Consider the following 17,189-nt stretch of genomic DNA (forward strand, 5'->3'; position numbering starts at 1 on the left):
GCGCGCACGCTGCAGTGGGACTGGGGAAAGGTCCCAAACTGGAACAACGCGGCGCACGTGCTTGGTGCTCCGCCGCCACAGGCAAGGTCCATTTGGCGTTGACCGCACGCAATGAGGCGGTCTTGAATCTCGGCGGGACGGGGGACCTGAACATGGCTGACGATGCAGATGTGATCGTGATTGGCGCGGGGCTTGCCGGTCTCGTGGCCGCAACCGAGATCGCCGACGCAGGCAAGCGCGTCATCGTGCTCGACCAGGAAGGGGAACAAAGCATCGGCGGCCAGGCCTTCTGGTCGTTTGGCGGCCTGTTCCTGGTCGATTCGCCGGAGCAGCGCCGGCTCGGCATCAAGGATTCGGTCGAGCTCGCGCTGCAGGACTGGATGGGCACCGCGGGTTTCGATCGCGAGGAGGATTACTGGCCGCGCAAATGGGCCGAGGCCTATGTCGCATTCGCGGCCGGCGAGAAGCGCGACTGGCTGCGCGCGATGGGCCATCGCATCTTCCCGGTGGTCGGCTGGGCCGAGCGCGGCGGTTACGACGCGATGGGCCATGGCAATTCAGTGCCGCGCTTCCACGTCACCTGGGGCACCGGCCCCGGCATCGTCGAGCCGTTCGAGCGCCGTGCGCGCGAGGCCGCGAAAAGCGGACGGCTGATATTCAAGTTCCGCCACCGCGTCGATGCGCTCAGCGTCACCAACGGTGCGGTCGACGGCGTCAGCGGCGCGATCCTGGAACCGAGCTCGGTCGAGCGTGGCAAGAGTTCCTCGCGCAACGTCGTCGGCGATTTTTCCTTCCGTGCGCCTGCGGTAATCGTCGCGTCCGGCGGCATCGGCGGCAATCATGATCTGGTGCGGCAGAACTGGCCGAGGCGGCTCGGCGAGCCGCCCAAATTCATGATCTCCGGCGTGCCCGAACATGTCGACGGCCGCATGATCGGCATCACCGAGGCGGCGGGCGGCCGGCTGATCAACCGCGACCGCATGTGGCACTATGTCGAGGGCATCCGGAACTGGAACCCGATCTGGCCGCGTCACGGCATCCGGATCCTGCCGGGTCCGTCGTCGCTGTGGTTCGACGCGACGGGCAAGCGGCTGCCGGCACCGCTGTTCCCGGGCTCCGACACGCTCGGGCAACTGCACTACATCATGGGCACCGGCTACGATTATTCGTGGTTCATCCTGACCCAGAGCATCATCAAGAAGGAGTTCGCGCTGTCCGGCTCCGAGCAGAACCCCGACCTCACCGGCAAGAGCTGGCGCATGACGATCAAGCGCGCCACCAACAAGGGCGCGCCGGCGCCGGTGGAGGCGTTCAAGCAGCACGGCGCCGACTTCATCGTGCGCGACAATCTCGCCGAACTCGTCGATGCCATGAACAAGCTCGCCGGCAACGATCTGTTGCAGCTCGACGCCATCAAGGCGCAGATCGAGGCGCGCGATCGCGAGATCACCAACCCCTACGTCAAGGATGCGCAGGTGATGAACCTGCACAATGCGCGGCGCTATATCGGCGACAAATTGATCCGCACCGCCAAGCCGCACCGCATCCTCGATCCCGAGCACGGCCCGCTGATCGCGGTGAAGCTCAACATCCTCACCCGCAAGACGCTCGGCGGGTTCGAGACCGATCTCGATTCGCGCGTATTCGACAGGGATCACCAGATCATCCGCGGCCTCTACGCGGCCGGCGAAGCCGCCGGCTTCGGCGGCGGCGGCGTGCACGGCTATCGCTCGCTGGAAGGCACGTTCCTCGGCGGTTGCCTGTTCTCGGGCCGCAACGCGGGACGTGAGGCGGCGAAGGCGGTGAACTGAGGCGTGCTACTCCGAGATCCAGTCGTTGGCCCGCCGGCGTGAACCGGCGGGCTTTTCAGCGGAAGTTCCCCGAGCCGTGTTGCGATCAGGCCGTCTTGGTGAAAAGCGTCAGGATGCCGTTGGTGAGATTGACCGCGACAACTTGTGCCGAGCTCAGGCCCTTCGCCTTCAGCGCGGATACTGCTTCTTCAGATGCGTCGATGGAACCGCGAAGGTTCCGCAGGTCGTCTTCGCTTGCCTTTGCGACGACTGCCTCGACTTTCGACCGGGCGTCGGGCTTGAGTTCCTTGATGTCCACGACCTGGATGCTCCGGATGGCGGTGGGCTGATCAGATTGAGCCTGCGGCATCGCCTTCGGTTGCGTTCCCTGCACCTGCGCCCAAGCAGGTGTTCCGAGCGAGAGCGCCGCAACGATGACGGACGCCGTAGAGATGCGGATGCGCATGCGTATTCCTTGTGTTGATTACCCCCAACATCCCGCGACAACGGGCTTTCCTTGCTTAAGGTTCCGCCGGAAATCCGCTCTCTGGACTATTGCTTATGCGACCGTCGCCGGGGGGGCGGGTCAAAATATCGAAAACAACCCCATGCAAAGTACCAAGTAGCGGGCGGTGGCCGGCGTTCGAACAAGCAACTTGACACGTCGGGCAACTCAGAGGCATTCTTCTAATATTCCGAAATTGCACTCTTGCTCTAATCCGCCTCTGCGCCGAGGAAACGGACGCCGAACGTGTCTGCGTTGGCCTCGCCCCAATCGTAGAGTGCCTGCAGCATCGGCTTCAGCATCTCGCCGCGCTTGGTCAGGCAATAGCGCGAGGAGCCGCCGCCGCGCTCCTGCCTGACGAAGCCCGAGTTGCAGAGATCGCGCAGGCGCTCGGTCAACACCTTGTCGCTGAGCTGCGGGATATCGTGGCGCAATTCGCCATAGCGCATCGGCCTGACCTTGAGCCGGCTCAGGATCACCGTCTTCCATTTGCCGCTGAGCTGATCGATCGAGAACTCGACCGGGCAACCATATTTGCGCTTGGTCTTGCGGATCATTGCAACTCTCCCGCGGCACTTTCCATCTGGTTCGTTGAGAGCCGCCATCGATCCATCTAAGCACGCATTGCACGGGTTGGGCGAGTTCAGGGATCATTGCAAGGCATGACAGACGACAATTCCGCCCAGGGTCCAAGCGACAAGCAACAGCCGCGCAAGCGCATCGTCGTCAGACGCAACGGGCCTTACGAAGCGGAGCCCGGCATTCCGATCGTCGATCATCTCGGCGTGCCGATCGCAACGGAGGCCCCAATGCGGCTGTGCCGCTGCGGACAGTCGCAGACCAGGCCGTTCTGCGACGACAGCCACGTCGCGCGCGGCTTCACCGACACCAGGGATCCGCGGCGCGCACCGGACAAGCTCGACGTTTATGCCGGGCAGCAGGCGTTCGTGTTCGACAATCGTGGCACCTGCGCGCATTCCGGCTTCTGCACCGACCGGCTCACCTCGGTGTTTCATCTCGGCGAGGAGCCTTTCATCGCGCCCAGCGGGGCGCGCCTCGACGACCTCCTCAACGCGGTGCGCAGATGCCCGTCGGGCGCGCTTGGCATCGGTATCGGCCCCAAGCGTGACGCCAACCTGTCCGACGTCAGCCGGCCGCCGCAGATCGAAGTGTCGAAGGACGGCCCTTATCGCGTCACCGGCGATGTCGAACTGGTCGATGAGGATGGCGCGCCGATCACACAGAACGCGGGCGCGTCGCAAGAGCATGCCAGCCTGTGCCGCTGTGGCGCGTCGCTGAACAAGCCGTTTTGCAGCGGCATGCACTGGAGCGTCGCATTTCGCGATCCCGTTCCCGATCCGATGCGCGAGCCGACGCTGTTCGAATGGGCCGGCGGCTATCCGGCGCTGCTCGACATGACGCGCATCTTCTACAGTCGTTACGTGCCGGAAGATCCGCTGCTCGGGCCGCTGTTCGCCGAGATGTCGCCGGACCATCCGGAGCGGGTGGCGGCGTGGCTCAGCGAGGTGTTCGGCGGTCCGCGCTTCTACACCGAGCGCTATGGCGGCTATCGGCGGATGGTGTCGCAGCACATCGGCAAGGAGATCCGGCCGGAGCAGCGCGCATTGTGGGCGACCTACATGGTGCAGAGCGCCGACGATGCCGGCTTGCCGAACGATCCGGAATTCCGCGCCGCCTTCGTCGCCTATATCGAATGGGGCTCGCGGATCGCGGTGGAGAATTCCGGCGCCGGCGCGACACCGCCGCCGAACATGCCGGTGCCGCGCTGGTGGTGGGTCTGCAACGCAACGCCGGCCGCACGGTCGTCCGCAACCGCGAGCGATACGCAGGCCGCAAACGACATCAGCGTGGCACACCCCGGCCCCGGCGAGGCCGTGCAATTCGAACAACACATCCGACCGCTGTTCCGGCCGATGGACCGCAGTTCGATGCTGTTCGCCTTCGATCTCTGGAAGGAGGCGGATGTCGCCAGGCATTGCCGGCAGATTCTGGCCCGCCTTGAGGCCGGCACCATGCCGTGCGACGGCGCCTGGCCGGCCGAGCGAGTGGCGCTGTTCGCACGCTGGGCGAATGGGCAGAATCCGCCGACCTGATTGCGCCGAGCCGATCTCGGAGCAATTTCGAGCGATTTCGGTGAACGGCGCTGCAAATTGTGCAGTGGCGGCGCTCGCTCTGGCAGGTTAGACAGTGCCCGCCATTCAGTGGAGACCCAAATGAGCATTCAGCGTTTCGAAACCGGCCCGCGCATGAGCCAGGCCGTCGTGCACGGCAACACCGTCTATCTCGCCGGCGTCGTCGCCGGCAAGGCCGCGGGCGGCAGCGTCACCGACCAGACCAAGGACATCCTGTCGATCATCGACGGCCACCTCGCCAAGGCCGGCACCGACAAGTCGAAACTGCTCAGCGCGACGATCTACATCACCGACATGAAGACGTTCCCGGAAATGAACGCGGTGTGGGACGGCTGGGTCTCGCAGGGCAACACCCCGGCCCGCGCCACCGTCGAGGCCAAGCTGGCGGCGCCGCAGTACAATGTCGAGATCATGGTCGTCGCGGCGAAATAGACGCGACGCACGTCATCCAACGGATACCGGATGCCCCGGATTGCAAAGCGCAATTCGGGGCATTTTTCATCTTGCACTCACGCGCTGATCCGCGCTTGCTCGCCGGCAGCCTCACCGAGATCGGACTGAAGCCAGCGGGCAATCCGGCGCCATGAGCCGGCGAGAGCCTTGCAGCCCATGAACAGTCCGAGGTGACCACACGGCTCGGTATGGCATTGCAGCCACGCGGGCGGCGTGGCCAAGAGCCGCGCTGTCGCAAATGCCTGGTCGGGCGGAACAACGATGTCGTTCTCTGCGGCGAGCAGGAAGACGGGCTGCTTCACGGCAGCGAGATCGATCTTGCAGCCAAGCGCGAGGAAGTCGCCAGCCGCGATCCGGTTCTGGCGAAAGATCCAGTCGGTCACTTCGAGGTAGTAGGTGCCCGGCAGATCGAGCGTCTCGTCATTCCAGCGCGTGAAGCGATCGAGCAACGCCCGCGCATCCTCCGAATTGCGGTCGAGCCGCCTCTGCAGCGCCGCTTCCGCGTCACGCATGGTGAACGGGATGCTCCAGGCCTGCAGCATGTGCTTGCCGCTGATGATCCCATCCCCCTGACGGACCAGCGCCTCGAAGCCTTGCGGTGGAAGCGAGCCGACCATCCGGGAAAGCTCCGACGGCACCGAGACGTCGACCGGGCTGCCGGCAAGCACAAGCCGCCGTACCTTGCCGGGAAAGCGCGCCGCATAGAGCAACGACAGCCAGCCGCCCTGACAGAGACCTGCAAGGTCGACCGGCGGCCCGATCGTGTCGACGGCCACGTTGAGATCGGACAGAAAGGTGTCGATCGAGAAATATCGCATCTCCGGTGCCGCCGAGCGCCAATCCGTGAGATAGAGACGCGCAACGCCGGCCTTCTGCAACGCCTCCATCAGGCTGTGACCGGGGGCCAGATCCGCAATCTGCGCGCGATGCAGCGCATAGGGCGCGCAGACCAGCAGCGGCCGGCCTTCGGCCGCTCTCGAGAAATCCAGCAGGCACATCGACGGCAGCTGAAGCGCGACCGAATGGGCTGTCGTCCAGGGCAGCGCCGCCGCTTCGCCGGGCGAATCCGTGGGCTCGGGCGCACGATTGGGGTACCACTGCGAGTAGATGTCCAACGCCAATCGCGCGGCTTCAAACGGCCATAGCCAGGCGTCCTGCGCCCAGCTAGCGCTCGCACTTCGATCCGATGGATCCGTCTTTTCGGGCAAGCTCATTCACCGATTGATCGCTACCGGGATGGTCTGGCCAACGCGGGTCACCTTCACGCTGATCAAGAACCGACAAATTCAGGTCGGATCAGTTTACGCCAAACCGGCTGGAGCGGCAGCCACGCCGGGATGTCACGATCTCGCGACCCCGGCGCGGCTTGCTGCCAAGCAGCAAAAGCCGTCGTTGCAACGGACTAAAGCGCGATGAGATTGGGTTGAATCATCATCGCGCTTTAGCTCCTTGTTTGAGCATGATCTTTTCGGAAAACCGCTTCACACTTTTCCGGATCATGCTCTAGGCGGCGCGTGCCGTGCCTTTCTCCGCCTCGAGCCTGCGCGCGAACAGCCAGCGGAAATAAGTCAGCGGCGCGTCCGCGCCGATCGCGAGCAGCTGATAGTCCGGATCGGCGTCGAACACGCGCTGCTGCGCCTCGATGATATCCTTGTCCTCGTTGAACCCTTCCTCGAGGCTGTGCCGCAGCGACAGCGCAACGTTCGGATTGTCGATGTCGAAATCGTGCAGATAATTCCAGAAGAAGTGTGTGGTCGAGCGCGTCTCCGGCGTCATGAACTGCGCGTTGCGATACGACCGCGTGCCCGGAACCTGGACGCCCTTCTCGACGCCCTGCCCCGCCGGCGCAAACGTGGTGTCGAGCGTGAAGATGCCGGGCACGATCATGCGGCCAATATTGCGGCGGTCGATCTTGTCGGTTTTGTTCGAAATCACCTTCTTGTGGTAGGGCGGCGGCTCGGCGCCCATGTGCCAGCGCTCGACACGGAAACCGTCGTCCAGCTTCTCGATCGCGACCGGCTTGGTCTTGTAGGCGTATTCCTCGGAGCCGCCGAGCGTGTTGGTGTGCACGAAGGCGAGATGCGCGAAGTCGCTGAGGTTATCGACAATCAGGAGCCAATTGGCCCTGTAGTGCATGTAACCCGGCAGGCCGCGCCATCTGGGATCCTCGAGCGGCGGATAGTCGAGGATCAGTTTCGGATCGGCCTTCTCGGGATCGCCGGTCCAGATGAAGATCATGTTGTAGCGCTCGACCACGGGATAGCTGCGCACGCCGAGCTTGGCAGGGATCGCGTCCTGGCCCGGGATCTGGATGCACTTGCCGTCGGCCGCGAACTTCATGCCGTGATACATGCATCTGATGTCGTCGCCCTCGATGCGCCCCATCGAGAGCGGCGCGGCGCGATGGCAGCAGCGGTCGTCGAGCGCGACGACCTTTCCGCTGGCGCCGCGATAGATCACGATCGGCCGCTCCAGGATGGTGCGCGCCAATTTCTTGCCGTCGATCAGCTCGTGGTTCAGCGCCGCCACGTACCAGGCGTTGCGCAGGAAAATTCCGTCGTCAGCCATCTCACCCTCCCGATGCAAGATTTGGTTGCGACGAGGTTAGGTGATTGCGGTCACCGGGATAATCCGATTTGGCTGGACACACTGTACCGGTGGATGGACAATCGGCCATGGAGTGGCGCGACTGGGAGCTGTTTTGCGAGGTTGTCGAGCATGGCGGCTTCACCGCGGCTGCGCGCGTGCTCGGCCATCCCAAATCGAGCCTCAGTGCTGCGGTGCAGCGTCTCGAAGCCAATCTCGGGCTGCGGCTGATCGAGCGCACCACCCGGCACCTGCGGCTGACCGATTCCGGCGAGACCATCTATCGCAAGGTGCGCCCGCTGTTCGCGGCGCTGCACGACACCCACAGCGAGGCGCTGGCGATGTCCAGCGCGGTCGCCGGCACGCTGCGCATCAAGGCGCCGTACGAATTCGGCGCGCATCATGCGGGGCCGGTCGCCTGCGCGGTGATGGGCCGCTATCCGGAGCTTTCGATCCGGATCGACGTCGAGCACGACATCGTTAGTCCGATCGCCGAGAACTACGACATCGTGTTTGCGATGCTGGAGACGCCGCTGCCGTCGGCCGGCATCGTGATCCGCCGCGTCTTCACGCTCGAGCGCGGCCTGTTCGCGGCACCGGCACTGCTGGAGAAATTCGGCGAGCCGCGCACGCTGGATGATCTGAGAAAGCTGCCGCTGCTCACCGGCCCCAGCGATCCGCCATGGGCGATCACCGCTCCCGGCGGCGCGGTCGAGCATCTCGCGGTCGATCGCGCACGCCTGACCAGTTCGAATGCCCATGTCCGGCTGCAGGCCGCGCTCGCCGGCCATGGCGTGCTGCGGGTCACCGCCAGCTACACCCGCGCCGCCGTCGCGGCCGGCGAGTTGCGGCGGCTGCTGCCCGATCATGCCTGCGAGCCGCTCAACGTGCATGCGCTGTTGCCGGCGCGGCAATTTGTCCCGGCGAAGGTGCGCTGCTTCCTCGATGCGATGGAGGCGCATGCGCGCGGCGATCCGGAGGCCTATATCAGGCCGTAGCGGTCTTTTTTGGCCGATTACCATTTTCCCGGGAACCTGCACGGTCGGTCGGCATCCAATGGTATTATTCCGCCAACAGTGAGGGCGACCCGCCATGCGCCAGGTCCATGTAACGTCCCTGCCGCCGAACCGCTCGGACGATGCCGAGTTGGTGCAACGCGCGCTTGCCCGCGACGAGGCCGCGATCCGCGCCATCATGCAGGCGAATAATCGCCGGCTGTTCCGGCTGGCGCGCGGCATCCTGCGCAATGACAACGAGGCCGAGGACGTGGTTCAGGACGCCTATGTGCGCGCCTTTACCCATCTCGACCAGTTCCGTGGCGACTCCAGCCTCTCGACCTGGCTGTCGCGGATCGCGATGAACGAGGCGCTCGGCCGCCTGCGCCGCAGGCACAGCAGCGTCGAATGGTCCGATCTGCCGAAAGGTGCTCCTGAAGCCCAGATCATCCAGTTCCCCCTGTCGTCAACGGACGATCCGGAAAAATCCATGGCCCAGCGTGAGATCCAGCACGTCGTCGAGCACGCGATCGACGAGCTGCCCGAGGCGTTCCGCCTCGTCTTCATCACCCGCGTGATCGAGGGCATGAATGTCGAGGAGACCGCTGAGATCCTCGGCCTCAAGCCGGAAACCGTGAAGACCCGCCTGCACCGCGCCCGCACCATGCTGCGCGACAATGTCGAGCGGAAGATCGGCCCCGTCGTCATGGAGGCGTTCCCCTTCGCGGGCAAGCGCTGCGAGCGATTGACCGAGGCGGTTCTGAAACGGCTGCGCGCCACCGCCTGAATTTTTCGGGAACCTCTGCTCGTCCGCACCATCCAACTCCTGTGCAAGCAACGACGCGCCGCGCGCTACGCCCGGCTCAACAGGAGTGTCAAACCATGTTCGTTCGATTGGGTATCGCGGTCGCCGCGCTCAGCCTTCTCAACTGCGCTGCGCTGGCGCAGGGCGCAAAGCCGACCGATCCACAGATCGCACACATCGCCTATACGGCCGGTGTGATCGACATCAATGCCGCCAAGCAGGCGGAAGAGAAGGCTTCCAACAAGGAGGTCAAGGCGTTCGCCAAGGACATGGCGCGCGACCACGAGGCGGTGAACAAGCAGGCGCTCGACCTCGTCAAGAAATTGAAGGTGACGCCGGAGGACAACGACACCAGCAAGGCTCTGTCGAAGCAGGCGGCCGACAAGCTCGCCGAACTCGGCAAGCTGAAGGGCGCCGCCTATGACAAGGCCTATATCGACAACGAGGTCGCCTACCACAAGGCCGTCAACACCGCGCTGGAGACGCAGCTGATCCCCTCGGCCAGCAATCCCGAGCTGAAGGGCCTGCTGCAGACCGGCCTGAAGATCTTCCAGGGCCACCAGCAGCATGCCGAACATGTTGCGGCCGGCCTGAAGTAAGGAGGCGCGCGATGTTGCCAGGACGCTGTCTCGCAACGCTGGCTTTGCTCGCGCTCGGCGCGATGGCCGTCCCGGCGCATGCGGCCACCATCCAGATCGTGATGGAAAATCTGGTGATCTCGCCGGCCGAGGTGTCGGCCAAGGTCGGCGACACCATCGAATGGGTCAACAAGGACGTGTTGGCGCACACCGCCACCGCGAAGAACGGCGACTTCGACGTGACGATCGCGCCGAAGAAGACGATCAAGTCGGTCCTGACCAAGGCCGGCACGGTCGACTATTACTGCCGCTACCATCCCAACATGAAGGCGGTGCTGACCATCGCACCATAGCCCGCGCGATGACCTCAGAGGTAATCGATCGGCACACGCGAACCTTCGATAGTCCGGACCGCCGCACAGTCCGGCACTATCGAAGGAGAGCACCATGACCGACCATGCCACCATCGCCCGCCGCTATATCGATCTCTGGAACGAGCGAACGCCGAGCCGGCGTCGCGAGATGCTGAGCGAGAACTGGACCGCCGATGCGCGCTATATCGATCCGCTGATGAACGGCGACGGCCATGAGGGCGTCGACGCGCTGATCGCCGGCGTGCAGCAGAAGTTTCCGGACTTCCGCTTCAAGCTGATCGGGGAGCCGAACGGCTTCGGCGACCATGTCCGGTTCTCCTGGGGCCTTGGCCCTGACGGCATCGACAGCCCGATCAAGGGCACCGACTTCGCCATGCTGAAGGACGGCCGGATCAGGAGCATCACCGGCTTCCTCGACCAGGTGCCGGGCGCCTGAGGCCTTCCTCAGGCAACCGCGACCTATATCCTCTCGTCATTCCGGGGCGCTTTCCACGCCGGCGATGTCGCTGACAGAGCGTTTTCGAGCGAATGGATCCCGGTTCGCGTCAAGAAACCGCGTCAAAACAAAGAATCGAGAGCCCCCGTTCCGATTCCATCGGAACGGAAAAGGCTCTAGTCTTCCCGAAACACAGGGAGGACGCCATGAAGGCAGATTACGCCTTCGAGACTTCTGTCGTCAGCGACATCACGCCGGCGCTGCTGGCGATCGGCCGCGACAGCTTTCCGCAGGCCCTGATCGGCGCGCTGCGGCGCGTCGCCGGGGTCGGTCATTGCATGGTGTTCTCGTTCACCGGTCCGCGGACCGCCGCGAGCCTGCTCGATGTCGGCAACATCCCGACCGGGCGCGACCTCGGGATCGCCTATTCCGAGCATTTCCATCAGGCCGACCCGAACCGCGACGCGGTGTTCGAGGGACGGACGCAGGCCGCGCCGATCGTGCTGCCGAACTTTGCCCGCCGCATGTACAGCGACGGCTACCGCAAGATCTTCTTCGACGACTCCGACATCGTCGACAAGTTCGCCTCCGCGATCTGGACCGGCGACATCTGCTTCTATGTCAACTTCTACCAGATCACCGCGCAAGGCCGCTTCAGCCGCGAGCAGATCGCGCGCCTGGCCGCGGTCGCGCCGGCGTTGACGGCGGCCGTGGCGCGGCATTTCCAGCGCGACCCGGCACCGGATGTTGATCCGATCGAGCGGTTGAAGATCCTGTTTGCGACCGCCGAGCCGCTGGCAAGGCTGACCGGGCGTGAGCAGGAGGTCTGCCTGCGCATCCTCTCCGGCCTCAGCTCGGAAGCGATCGCCGCCGAGCTCGGCATCGGGCTGCACTCCGCCCTCACCTATCGCAAGCGCGCCTATGACAAGCTCGGCATCTCCTCGCAGAACGAGCTGTTCGCGATCGCGCTGCGCCTGATGGCGTCGGCGCGTCAGTTGAACTGAGCGCGCTCCAGGCGATGGTCTCCCGCTGTCCCCAGCGGTGGGGACAGACGGGCCGCGCCGCCCGGCCTATGCTCGGTCCGAAAACCCGAGGCCAAACCGAGATCACGTCGTGAGCACCGCGCCCCATTTCAATATCGACGTCCCTGCCTTCTGGCAGGATCCCCATCCGGCGCTGGCGCGCATGCGCAAGGAGGCGCCGATCGCCTTCGTGCCGCAGCTCGGCAGCACGCTGCTGTGCAGCCGCGACGACATCTTCATCTCCGAGAAGCAGATCGACGTGTTCTCATCGCACCAGCCCGAGGGGCTGATGAACAAGCTGATGGGCCACAACATGATGCGCAAGGACGGCGATGCGCACATGAACGAGCGCAAGGCGATCTTTCCGGCGATCTCGCCCAAAACGGTCAGATCGCACTGGACGGCGCAGTTCGAAGCCCACGCGACGCGCATCCTCGACGAACTGAAGCCGGACGGCGTGGTCGATTTCGTGCAGGCGTTCGCGCTGCCGTTCTCGGCCGAATGCCTGAAGTCGATCACCGGCCTCACCAACATGCGCTTCCAGGACATGAACGCGTGGTCGCAGGGCATGATCGACGGCATCGCCAATTATGTCGGCGATCCCGCGATCGAGGCGCGCTGCCATGCGGCGACCTCCGGGATCGATGCCGCGATCGACGACATGGCCCCCAGGCTGCGCAAGACGCCCGACCTCAGCCTGCTCGGCGTGATGCTGCAGACCGACATGCCGATGGAGAGCGTGCGCGCCAATATCAAGCTTGCGATCTCGGGCGGCCAGAACGAGCCGCGCGATGCGATCGCCGGCACGGTATGGGCGCTGCTGACCCATCCCGACCAGCTTGCGCTGGCGACGAGCGGCACGATCCCGTGGCTGCAGGTGTTCGAGGAATATGCGCGCTGGATCTCGCCGATCGGGATGTCGCCGCGGCGGATCGCAAAGCCCTGGACGATCAGGGACGTCGCATTCGAGACCAATGAGCGCGTGTTCCTGATGTTCGGCTCGGCGAACCGCGACGAGAAACACTTCGACAAGCCCGACGCGTTCGACGTGCGCCGCGACGCCAGCAAGAGCATCGCGTTCGGTGCCGGCCCGCATTTCTGCGCCGGCGCCTGGGCCTCGCGCGCCATGGTCGCCGACGTCGCGCTGCCTGCGATCTTCAAGCGGCTGAAGAATCTGCGCCTGGTCGAGCACCAGCCGGCGCGGATCGGCGGCTGGGCGTTCCGCGGCCTGCTGGATTTGCCGGTGACGTGGGACGCGTAGCGTGCTTTGCGCAGGTTCAGTGCACGGGACCCGGCACGACGAGGCTCAGCAATCGCGCGTCGCGTGATGGGGGGACCGTCGTGGTCCAGGCCTCGCCCGCATCGACGAGGCAGGACAAACCGTCAGGCCGCGACAAGAGGATCGTCCAGGTACCCGCCGGCGAAACGAAGACCTCCACGAGGTGGCCGCGATCGGACAATCCGCGGTGCACCTCAACCTCGCCGAAATGGTCTTTGAGGAAGGTCACGAAATCGGACCGGGAGGCGCAAGTCTGCGCTGCGCCAGCCACCGTCGACATCAACGCGGCAGCCAAGGTGAGTGCCGCCAAGCGGATACATCGCAACATGGCCCCCTCCTTGTCCGGGCAGCCATGCACGACCATCGGCGAACCAAGCTCACTGCAGCGAACTCAAGCAGGGTCGATGATCGCGTACTCCACCCAAGGTGGTGATCAGGCACGAGAATTTCAAGAGCGGCAGCGGCGGCATCATGCTTCGACAAGGTTTCGCCCGAGCCCTTCAGCCAAGCCCGCCACACCGGCTCCGCTCGCCAGATCAACGTCCATGCGCGCCGGCGATCGAGAGAGCGTCCTAAAGGCCCTGACCAGGCGTCCTCTCATCGTCCCCAGCGCAGCACAACCGGATCGAGTGTCCACGCGATCTCGATCAGCCCCGCGCGCGTCGCGGGATGCAGCGGTTGCAGCGGGTGGCGCACTGCATCGGACTTGATGACGCCGCCCTCGCGCATCAGCACCTTGCAGGCCTGCAGCCCGCATTGGCGGTTCTCGTAATTGATCAGCGGCAGCCAGCGCGCATAGGCCCCGACCGCCTCGTCGCGCCGGCCGGCGAAGAACGGATCCATGATCTGGCGGATGCCGTCGGGATAGCCGCCGCCGGTCATCGCGCCGGTGGCGCCGGCATCGAGATCGGCCATCAGCGTGATCGCCTCCTCGCCGTCCCACGGCCCCTCGATCTCGGCGCCGCCCTTCTCGATCAGGCCGCGCAGCTTGTTCGCCGCCATCGGCACCTCGATCTTGAAGTACCTGATATTGGCGAGCTCCTTTGCCATCCGCGCCAGGAAATCGACCGAGAGCGGCGTGCCCGCGACCGGCGCGTCCTGGATCATGATCGGGATGTTGATGGCATCCGACACGACCCGATAAAACTCATAGATGCCCGGCTCGCCGACGCGGAAGGTCGCGCCGTGATAGGGCGGCATGATCATCACCATCGCAGCCCCGGCAGCTTCCGCCTCGCGGCTGCGCGCCGCGCAGACCGCCGAGGAGAAATGCGTGGTGGTGACGATGACGGGAATGCGGCCGGCGACATGCTCGAGCACCGTATGCATCACGGTCTCGCGCTCGACGTCGGTCAGCACGAACTGCTCGGAGAAATTGGCGAGGATGCAGATGCCGTGGGAGCCGGCGTCGATCATGAAGTCGACGCAGCGCCGTTGGCCGTCGAGGTCGAGCTTGCCGTCGGCGTCGAAGATGGTCGGCGCCACGGGGAAGACGCCGCGATAGGGGCGCTTTGCGACTGATGTCATGATAACGACCTCCCAGGTTGTTGTCGGATTTTCTTGTCAGCTCTGGCGGAACGGCAGCGGCGGGCCGTCGAGCCGGCGCAGGCCCGGCTCGCGCCGCTCCAGCCACCAACCATACTGCTTCGGCCAGGACGCGAACACCTCGCCGCCTCCAGCGCCAAGCGCAAGCTCGGCATGCAGCGGCCAGTTCGGATCGAACAGCGCCTCGCGGCCGATCGCGACCAGGTCGGCCTGGCCGTTGGCCAGGACGTCTTCGGCCTGCTGCGGATGCAGGATGAGGCCGACCGCGATGGTCGCAATGTCGGCGGCGCGGCGGATCTCATCGGCATAGGGCACCTGAAAGCCGTAGCCGCGCGGAATCCGCGCCGCGGTCGCCGAGCCGAGCAGGCCGCCCGACGAGCAATCGATCAAATCGACACCGCGCGCCCTGGCTTCGCGGGCGAACGCGACCTGGTCCTCGAGCGTCAGGCCGCCGTCGATACCGTCAACCGAGGAGATCCGCACCGACAGCGGCCGCTCCGCGGGCCAGGCCGCGCGCACGGTCTCGATGATCTCGAGCGGATAGCGCATCCGCCCGGCGCGATCGCCGCCATAGGCATCGGTGCGGCGGTTCGACAATGGCGAGAGGAATTCGTGCAGCAGATAGCCATGCGCGCAATGCACCTCGACGAATTCGAAGCCGGCCTCCACCGCGCGCAAGGTGGCGCGCCGCCATTGCTCGCGCAGCGCGGCGAGTTCGGCCACGTCGAGCGCGTGCGGCATCAACCAGCCGTCTTCCATCGGGATCGCGCTCGGCGCCACCGTCCGCCACGGCAGATCGCCGCGGGCGCGGTCGGCCTCATCGAGAGCGGCATTGCCGTACCAGGGACGCTGCATGCTGGCCTTGCGGCCGGCATGCGCGAGCTGGATCGAGGGCACTGCGCCATTGTCCTTGAGGAAGGCGGCGATCCGTTCGAGCGGCGCGATCTGCTCGTCGTTCCAGATGCCGACGTCGCCATGGGTGATGCGGCCCTCGGCGACAACCGCCGCGGCCTCGACCATCACGAGCCCGGCGCCGCCCTGGGCGAACTTGCCGAGATGCACAAGATGCCAGTCATTGGCGAGACCGTCGGTCGCCGAATACTGGCACATCGGCGAGATCAGGATGCGGTTTCGGGAGGTCACGCCGCGAAGCGTGATCGGCTGAAACAGAAGCGGCTGCGACATCGGGACCTGCGGGACGGTGTTGGCGGGAGAAATCGTGGCGGAAAGCTAGGCGGCGCGCCCCGGGATCGCAAGCCATGCCGCGGCGCAGGCGGCAAGACCTGCACGCATGCAGCACTTGCGCAACGGCGCGATCTGCAAAACCCGCAACATTTGCCGCAGAACAATTTCCCGGCGGGTAAACACTTTCGGTCATCCCCGGGTCACGTCACGGATCGCAATTCGTCGCGGACATCCCTACATTGCCGGCATGAAGAAAATCGGATTCCTTTCATTCGGGCACTGGACGCCCTCGCCGCAGTCGCAGGCCCGCTCGGCCGCGGATGTGCTGCTGCAATCCATCGACCTCGCGGTCGCGGCCGAAGAGCTCGGCGCGGACGGCGCGTATTTTCGCGTCCATCACTTCGCCCGCCAACTGGCCTCGCCGTTCCCGCTGCTGGCGGCCGTCGGCGCCAGGACCAGCCGGATCGAAATCGGCACCGCCGTGATCGACATGCGCTACGAAAATCCGCTCTACATGATCGAGGACGCCGGCGCGGCCGACCTGATCGCGAGGGGACGCCTGCAACTCGGCATCAGCCGCGGCTCACCCGAGCAGGTGATCGATGGCTGGCGCTATTTCGGCTATCAGCCGGGCGAGGGCGAAACCGACGCCGACATGGGCCGGCGTCATGCCGAGATCTTCCTCGACATGCTGCGCGGCCAGGGATTTGCGCAGCCCAATCCACGGCCGATGTTTCCCAATCCTCCCGGCCTGCTGCGGCTCGAACCACTCTCGGAAGGCCTGCGCGAGCGCATCTGGTGGGGCGCCGGCTCGAACGCCACCGCGGTGTGGGCGGCGAAGCTCGGGATGAACCTGCAAAGCTCGACGCTGAAGAACGACGAGACCGGAGAGGCTTTCCACATCCAGCAGGCCGCCCAGATCCGGGCCTATCGTGCCGCCTGGAAGGAAGCCGGGCACACGCGCGAGCCGCGGGTCTCGGTGAGCCGCAGCATCTTCGCGCTGGTCGACGATCGCGACCGCGCCTATTTCGGCAACGGCCAGGAGCAAGACCAGATCGGCTTCATCGATGAGAGGACGCGCGCCATCTTCGGCCGCGGCTACGCCGCCGAGCCGGACAGGCTGATCGAGCAGCTCAAGACGGATGAGGCGATCGCGGAGGCCGATACCTTGCTTCTGACCGTCCCCAATCAGCTCGGCGTCGACTACAACGCGCATGTGATCGAGACGATCTTGACCCAGATCGCGCCCGCTTTGGGCTGGCGCTAAATCCATCGCGAACGTCAGCGATACTCGCCCGGCGCGCAGCCTCGTCACATCGAGCAGGACCGGGATAAGGACCCGCGCCGGCCGTCTTCTAGGGGGGCTGTTGAGAGGGAACGGCCAGGCGCGGGCTTGAACCGACCGTTCTCGCCGGAGGTCGGTCGGCTCTATTCGACCAATGCCGGAACCCGCGACATCGTTCCGGCGGAACTTCGTTCTCAA

At 65.2% G+C, this 17,189-nt stretch carries 18 protein-coding genes; 11 read left to right on the plus strand and 7 right to left on the minus strand.

Translation table 11 applies throughout. From position 1 onward, the window contains the following. Window positions 1-152: 152 nt before the first annotated feature. Window positions 153-1,811 (plus strand): FAD-binding dehydrogenase, encoded by a 1,659-nt coding sequence (locus tag J2R78_RS13265; RefSeq protein WP_253604805.1) that lies wholly within the window; start codon window positions 153-155, stop codon window positions 1,809-1,811. An 85-nt stretch (window positions 1,812-1,896) separates the two neighbouring features. Here the strand turns inward: J2R78_RS13265 and J2R78_RS13270 are convergent, their stop codons facing one another. Continuing rightward, window positions 1,897-2,256 (minus strand): hypothetical protein, encoded by a 360-nt coding sequence (locus tag J2R78_RS13270; RefSeq protein ID WP_038384505.1) that lies wholly within the window; start codon window positions 2,254-2,256, stop codon window positions 1,897-1,899. A gap of 248 nt (window positions 2,257-2,504) precedes the next feature. Next, the gene (locus J2R78_RS13275; RefSeq protein ID WP_194458128.1) at window positions 2,505-2,852 is read right to left on the minus strand and encodes a helix-turn-helix domain-containing protein; all 348 of its coding nucleotides are present in this window, start codon (window positions 2,850-2,852) and stop codon (window positions 2,505-2,507) included. 105 nt (window positions 2,853-2,957) lie between these two features. Here J2R78_RS13275 and J2R78_RS13280 point away from each other — a divergent pair, with 105 nt between their 5' ends. Together J2R78_RS13280 and J2R78_RS13285 are read left to right on the plus strand one after the other, a co-directional pair. Further along, on the plus strand, window positions 2,958-4,409 hold the full coding sequence (locus tag J2R78_RS13280) for a CDGSH iron-sulfur domain-containing protein (protein WP_253604807.1): 1,452 nt from the start codon (window positions 2,958-2,960) through the stop codon (window positions 4,407-4,409). Between the two features lie 120 nt (window positions 4,410-4,529). After that, window positions 4,530-4,880, plus strand: a complete 351-nt coding sequence (locus J2R78_RS13285) for a RidA family protein (RefSeq protein WP_028334578.1) — start codon at window positions 4,530-4,532, stop codon at window positions 4,878-4,880. A gap of 77 nt (window positions 4,881-4,957) precedes the next feature. Here J2R78_RS13285 and J2R78_RS13290 read toward each other — a convergent pair whose 3' ends face one another. Next, the gene (locus J2R78_RS13290) at window positions 4,958-6,115 is read right to left on the minus strand and encodes an alpha/beta fold hydrolase (protein WP_253641412.1); all 1,158 of its coding nucleotides are present in this window, start codon (window positions 6,113-6,115) and stop codon (window positions 4,958-4,960) included. Between the two features lie 289 nt (window positions 6,116-6,404). Next, window positions 6,405-7,469: an aromatic ring-hydroxylating dioxygenase subunit alpha gene (locus J2R78_RS13295; protein WP_253604812.1), complete on the minus strand. Its 1,065-nt coding sequence runs from the start codon at window positions 7,467-7,469 to the stop codon at window positions 6,405-6,407. Window positions 7,470-7,576: 107 nt separating this feature from the next. Here J2R78_RS13295 and J2R78_RS13300 point away from each other — a divergent pair, with 107 nt between their 5' ends. From J2R78_RS13300 to J2R78_RS13330, 7 genes are all read left to right on the plus strand, one after another. Further along, window positions 7,577-8,485: a LysR family transcriptional regulator gene (locus J2R78_RS13300; RefSeq protein WP_253604814.1), complete on the plus strand. Its 909-nt coding sequence runs from the start codon at window positions 7,577-7,579 to the stop codon at window positions 8,483-8,485. Window positions 8,486-8,579: 94 nt separating this feature from the next. Further along, on the plus strand, window positions 8,580-9,269 hold the full coding sequence (locus tag J2R78_RS13305; RefSeq protein ID WP_253604817.1) for an RNA polymerase sigma factor: 690 nt from the start codon (window positions 8,580-8,582) through the stop codon (window positions 9,267-9,269). Window positions 9,270-9,364: 95 nt separating this feature from the next. Further along, complete coding sequence (locus tag J2R78_RS13310; RefSeq protein ID WP_057016034.1) at window positions 9,365-9,886, plus strand: DUF4142 domain-containing protein; 522 nt, start codon at window positions 9,365-9,367, stop codon at window positions 9,884-9,886. Window positions 9,887-9,897: 11 nt separating this feature from the next. Beyond that, a complete protein-coding gene (locus tag J2R78_RS13315) occupies window positions 9,898-10,218 on the plus strand; it encodes a cupredoxin domain-containing protein (RefSeq protein ID WP_229189393.1) in 321 nt (106 codons plus the stop codon). 94 nt (window positions 10,219-10,312) lie between these two features. Next, on the plus strand, window positions 10,313-10,675 hold the full coding sequence (locus J2R78_RS13320; RefSeq protein WP_253604820.1) for a nuclear transport factor 2 family protein: 363 nt from the start codon (window positions 10,313-10,315) through the stop codon (window positions 10,673-10,675). 206 nt (window positions 10,676-10,881) lie between these two features. Then, window positions 10,882-11,679: a helix-turn-helix transcriptional regulator gene (locus J2R78_RS13325; RefSeq protein ID WP_253604822.1), complete on the plus strand. Its 798-nt coding sequence runs from the start codon at window positions 10,882-10,884 to the stop codon at window positions 11,677-11,679. 109 nt (window positions 11,680-11,788) lie between these two features. Further along, entirely contained in the window at window positions 11,789-12,958 is a 1,170-nt protein-coding gene (locus J2R78_RS13330) for a cytochrome P450 (RefSeq protein WP_253604831.1), read from the plus strand. A gap of 16 nt (window positions 12,959-12,974) precedes the next feature. On the opposite strand, the gene J2R78_RS13335 is transcribed toward J2R78_RS13330, so the two are convergent. From J2R78_RS13335 to J2R78_RS13345, 3 genes are all read right to left on the minus strand, one after another. Next, window positions 12,975-13,340, minus strand: coding sequence for a hypothetical protein (locus tag J2R78_RS13335; protein ID WP_253604833.1), 366 nt, complete (start codon window positions 13,338-13,340; stop codon window positions 12,975-12,977). A 233-nt stretch (window positions 13,341-13,573) separates the two neighbouring features. Then, window positions 13,574-14,503 carry a dihydrodipicolinate synthase family protein gene (locus tag J2R78_RS13340; RefSeq protein ID WP_253604835.1) on the minus strand — a complete coding sequence of 310 codons (930 nt, stop codon included), beginning with the start codon at window positions 14,501-14,503 and terminating at the stop codon, window positions 13,574-13,576. Between the two features lie 36 nt (window positions 14,504-14,539). Then, the gene (locus tag J2R78_RS13345; RefSeq protein ID WP_253604837.1) at window positions 14,540-15,706 is read right to left on the minus strand and encodes an NADH:flavin oxidoreductase/NADH oxidase; all 1,167 of its coding nucleotides are present in this window, start codon (window positions 15,704-15,706) and stop codon (window positions 14,540-14,542) included. Between the two features lie 247 nt (window positions 15,707-15,953). Here J2R78_RS13345 and J2R78_RS13350 point away from each other — a divergent pair, with 247 nt between their 5' ends. Continuing rightward, entirely contained in the window at window positions 15,954-16,973 is a 1,020-nt protein-coding gene (locus J2R78_RS13350; protein ID WP_253604839.1) for an LLM class flavin-dependent oxidoreductase, read from the plus strand. The last annotated feature ends 216 nt before the right edge of the window (window positions 16,974-17,189 follow it).

The organism is Bradyrhizobium sp. USDA 4538 (assembly GCF_024171045.1).
GTDB classification, from domain to species: domain Bacteria; phylum Pseudomonadota; class Alphaproteobacteria; order Rhizobiales; family Xanthobacteraceae; genus Bradyrhizobium; species Bradyrhizobium australafricanum.

Excerpts from the sequence above, each read along its gene's own strand:
- J2R78_RS13315 (WP_229189393.1), top strand. The coding sequence starts at position 9,898 with ATGTTGCCAGGACGCTGTCTCGCAACGCTGGCTTTGCTCGCGCTCGGC.
- J2R78_RS13320 (WP_253604820.1), top strand. The coding sequence starts at position 10,313 with ATGACCGACCATGCCACCATCGCCCGCCGCTATATCGATCTCTGGAAC.
- J2R78_RS13285 (WP_028334578.1), top strand. The coding sequence starts at position 4,530 with ATGAGCATTCAGCGTTTCGAAACCGGCCCGCGCATGAGCCAGGCCGTC.
- J2R78_RS13305 (WP_253604817.1), top strand. The coding sequence starts at position 8,580 with ATGCGCCAGGTCCATGTAACGTCCCTGCCGCCGAACCGCTCGGACGAT.
- J2R78_RS13345 (WP_253604837.1), bottom strand. The coding sequence starts at position 15,706 with ATGTCGCAGCCGCTTCTGTTTCAGCCGATCACGCTTCGCGGCGTGACC.
- J2R78_RS13310 (WP_057016034.1), top strand. The coding sequence starts at position 9,365 with ATGTTCGTTCGATTGGGTATCGCGGTCGCCGCGCTCAGCCTTCTCAAC.
- J2R78_RS13295 (WP_253604812.1), bottom strand. The coding sequence starts at position 7,469 with ATGGCTGACGACGGAATTTTCCTGCGCAACGCCTGGTACGTGGCGGCG.
- J2R78_RS13275 (WP_194458128.1), bottom strand. The coding sequence starts at position 2,852 with ATGATCCGCAAGACCAAGCGCAAATATGGTTGCCCGGTCGAGTTCTCG.
- J2R78_RS13290 (WP_253641412.1), bottom strand. The coding sequence starts at position 6,115 with ATGAGCTTGCCCGAAAAGACGGATCCATCGGATCGAAGTGCGAGCGCT.
- J2R78_RS13300 (WP_253604814.1), top strand. The coding sequence starts at position 7,577 with ATGGAGTGGCGCGACTGGGAGCTGTTTTGCGAGGTTGTCGAGCATGGC.
- J2R78_RS13325 (WP_253604822.1), top strand. The coding sequence starts at position 10,882 with ATGAAGGCAGATTACGCCTTCGAGACTTCTGTCGTCAGCGACATCACG.
- J2R78_RS13265 (WP_253604805.1), top strand. The coding sequence starts at position 153 with ATGGCTGACGATGCAGATGTGATCGTGATTGGCGCGGGGCTTGCCGGT.
- J2R78_RS13270 (WP_038384505.1), bottom strand. The coding sequence starts at position 2,256 with ATGCGCATCCGCATCTCTACGGCGTCCGTCATCGTTGCGGCGCTCTCG.
- J2R78_RS13280 (WP_253604807.1), top strand. The coding sequence starts at position 2,958 with ATGACAGACGACAATTCCGCCCAGGGTCCAAGCGACAAGCAACAGCCG.
- J2R78_RS13335 (WP_253604833.1), bottom strand. The coding sequence starts at position 13,340 with ATGGTCGTGCATGGCTGCCCGGACAAGGAGGGGGCCATGTTGCGATGT.
- J2R78_RS13340 (WP_253604835.1), bottom strand. The coding sequence starts at position 14,503 with ATGACATCAGTCGCAAAGCGCCCCTATCGCGGCGTCTTCCCCGTGGCG.
- J2R78_RS13350 (WP_253604839.1), top strand. The coding sequence starts at position 15,954 with ATGAAGAAAATCGGATTCCTTTCATTCGGGCACTGGACGCCCTCGCCG.